Source organism: Micromonospora sp. NPDC003776, from assembly GCF_053605645.1.
In genome coordinates, this window is record NZ_JBSGJR010000707.1 from 1 (window position 1) to 3091 (window position 3091).

A 3091-nucleotide genomic window follows, 5' to 3' on the forward strand; every position below is an offset into this window, starting at 1 on the left:
CCGGGGGCCCTCCCCCGGCGGGGGCCCCCCCCCGCACCCCGGGGGGGGGGGGGGGGCCCGGCCCCCCCGCCCGGGCGCGCCCCTCCGCGTTCCGGCCACCGACCTGCCCGTTATGCCGCTTTATAACGTTTTGGGTGATGCTACCCATTGCGTTGCTTGGAGACTTTTCTCCCCACATATCGTGACCAGTTGCGATTCGGGCTCGTTGCGCAGGACGTGGGGGTTGCACTCAGAGACGCAGGGCGGTCGGTGACCAGCTGGTGCCGACGCCACACCATCGGCGGTGACGGAGCGGTGGCAGCCGTCCGTCGCGGACTGCGGCAGGGCGAGTCGGGAACGCTCAGCCGCGAACAGGAACTCGAGCTGATCGACGTGCTGCGGGGGGTCCACCCGGACGAGTTCGGCCTGGACGAGGAGCTCTGGACGCGACAGAGCCTGACCACCCTCATCCAGCGCCGGTTCGACCTGGCGATGGACGCCGGCACGGTCGGGGCGTACCTGCGGGCCTGGGGGTTGGGTCCGCGCGAGCCCCGGGAACGGGCCTGCGGCCTCTGCGTGGGCGCGGTCGAGCGCTGGGTGCGCAGCGAGTACCCGTCGATCACCCGGGCCGCCCAGGAGCACGCCGCGGAGGTCTACTGGATCGGCCGGGTACGGCTGCGCGGCACCATGCCGGCGGCGGACGTGATCTCCGCGGTGTCGTCCCGGGGCCGGGTGCGCTTCATGATCACCACGCCCTCGGTCGACCCGCCGCTCCCCCGCGACTTCGTACTGCGGCTGAGCGGCACCGAGGAGCGCACCGTGCACCTGATCATCGACGGGTCCTGGCCGCGCAACGAGTGGCCCCGCCGGCTCCCGCGCCGGATCGTCCTGCACCCGCTCCCCAGCTGCGGTCGCCCGATGGCCGCCGCCTGAGCCGCCGAAGATCGGCGCGCGGGTGCCGATTCGGTGATCCGGGACGGCGTTTGCTACTCTTCTCGGGTCGCTGAGCCCCCGTAGCTCAGGGGATAGAGCACCGCCCTCCGGAGGCGGGGGCGCAGGTTCGAATCCTGCCGGGGGCACAGACAGGAGAAAGCCCGGGCCGATCGGCCCGGGCTTTTTCGTGTCCGTCGATCTCAGCCGGCCTCGCGGCGGGCCCTCGCCCGGCGCTTGCCCTCGTGCATGGCCTGCACCCGGGCCACCGGGATGGTCCGCCCCTCCGCCACCAGGTCGGCCGGCAGCCGCTGCGGCGCCGGCAGCGCCGCCGCCCACGGATCCCGGTCGCCGAGCAGCCCCGGCACCGTCCGCACGGTGAAGTCGCCCGGCGCCACGGACTCCACCTCGGCCCAGCCGACCGGGTACGACACCGGTGTGCCGGCCCGGATCCGCGGGCTGTACGCGGCCACCACGGTCGCCCCGTACGCCCGGGTGGAGTCCACGAAGACCCGGCCGCCGCGGTCCTCGACGATGAAGGCGGTGGTGGCCAGCGCCGGGTCGAGCCGTTCGGCGTGCGTGGCGAGGGCCCGGGTCGCGGCGGCCGCCTCCTCGCCGGTGGTCCCCGCCGCCACCGGCACGATCACGTGCAGCCCCTTCGCCCCGCTGGTCTTCACCGCGCCGGCCAGGCCGGCGTCGGTCAGCGCCTGGCGGACCAGCAGCGCGGCCCGTACCGCCATGCCGAACGAGTCCCCCTCCGGCGGGTCCAGGTCGAGCACCAGGTGGCTGGGGTGCTCCGGGTCGCCCGCGTGGCTGAGCGTCGGGTGGTACTCCACCGCCCGCTGGTTGGCGAACCAGAGCAGGGTGCGCCGGTCGTCGCAGAGGGCGTACGAGATGCGCCGATGGGACGCCTCCGCCCAGACCTCGGTGCGGCGCACCCAGTCGGGCGTGTACTTCGGCAGGTTCTTCTGCATGAACGGCTCCTGGCCGGGGCGTACCCGGAGCACCGAGAGCGGCCGGTCGCGCAGCTCGGGCAGGATCCGGGCGTGCACGGCGTCCAGGTAGTCGACCAGGTCGCGCTTGGTCGTCCCGGCGCCGTCGAAGAGCGGCTGGTCCAGGTTGGTCAGCGACACGCCGTCCCGGGTCTCGTCAGCGGCACCCATCCGCTCACCTTCCCGGGCCGAGCGCCGGTCGGCAACCCCGACACGGGTTCCGGCGCCGCTACGGGAACACCTGCTCGCCGGCCCGGATCGCGGTGAGCAGCTCGGCGGCGCGGGCGCGGGCGGCCGCGTACACGCCGGAGCCGTAGCTGACCCGGGCCACGCCGAGGGCGGCCAGCTCGGCCGGGGCCGGCGCGCCGGGACGGGCCATGATGTTCACCGGGGCGTCCACCTCGGCGACGAAGGACCGGATGTCGGCCCGGTCGGCCAGCACGATCGGGTAGACGCTGTCCGCCCCGGCCGACCGGTAGCGGCGGGCCCGGCGGACCGCCTCGGCGAGCCGCTCCTCCGCCGGGCCGTACGCCCGCAGGTGCACGTCGATCCGGGCGTTGAGCACCAGCTCCACCCCGGCCGCCCGGGCCGCCGCCCGGATGCCGGCGAGCAGGTCGGCCTGCTCCTCGACGTCGCACAGCACCCGGGTACGCGGGTCGGAGTCCTCGATGTTGCAACCCACCGCGCCGGCCGCCAGCAGCCGCTCGACCAGTTCGGCCGGGCGCAGCCCGTACCCCCGCTCCAGGTCGGCGGTGACCGGGACGGTGACGGCGGCGGCGACCCGGCCGACCGCGGCGAACATCTCGTCCGCCGGCGTGGCCTCGTTGTCGGCGTGGCCGAGCGCCTCGGCGACCGCGCCGCTGCTGGTGGCGACGGCCGGAAAGCCCGCCGCGACGACGGCCAGCGCGGACCCGGGGTCCCAGGCGTTCGGCAGGATCAACGGATCTCCCGGGCGGTGCAGCGCGCGCAGCGCGTCGGCCCGCCGGCTCAGCTCGGTCATGTGGCGATTCTCGCCGGGCCACCGGTCGGCCCTAAGCTCCAATTCTGTGCCGATGGACTGGGCCGATTTCGGCGTCGACCTGCACCTGGAGCTGGACGCGAGCGGCGGCCGGCGGGCCGGGCTGGAACGCGCCCTGCGGGACGCGATCCGGGACGGCCGGCTGCCCGCGTCGACCCGGCTGCCCGCCACC

General features: G+C 75.2%; 3 protein-coding genes and 1 tRNA gene. 2 read left to right on the plus strand and 2 right to left on the minus strand.

Annotated elements, in window-relative coordinates:
• The first annotated feature begins 216 nt into the window (after positions 1-216).
• Together ACWEVO_RS33695 and ACWEVO_RS33700 are read left to right on the plus strand one after the other, a co-directional pair.
• Positions 217-912 (plus strand): winged helix-turn-helix domain-containing protein, encoded by a 696-nt coding sequence (locus ACWEVO_RS33695; protein WP_452311465.1) that lies wholly within the window; start codon positions 217-219, stop codon positions 910-912.
• Between the two features lie 74 nt (positions 913-986).
• A tRNA-Arg gene (locus tag ACWEVO_RS33700) sits at positions 987-1058 on the plus strand.
• Positions 1059-1112: 54 nt separating this feature from the next.
• Here ACWEVO_RS33700 and ligD read toward each other — a convergent pair.
• Both ligD and ACWEVO_RS33710 read right to left on the minus strand, forming a co-directional pair.
• Positions 1113-2072, minus strand: coding sequence for a non-homologous end-joining DNA ligase (gene ligD, locus ACWEVO_RS33705; RefSeq protein WP_452311463.1), 960 nt, complete (start codon positions 2070-2072; stop codon positions 1113-1115).
• Between the two features lie 58 nt (positions 2073-2130).
• Positions 2131-2901 (minus strand): isocitrate lyase/PEP mutase family protein, encoded by a 771-nt coding sequence (locus ACWEVO_RS33710; protein ID WP_452311464.1) that lies wholly within the window; start codon positions 2899-2901, stop codon positions 2131-2133.
• Positions 2902-3091 lie beyond the last annotated feature (190 nt).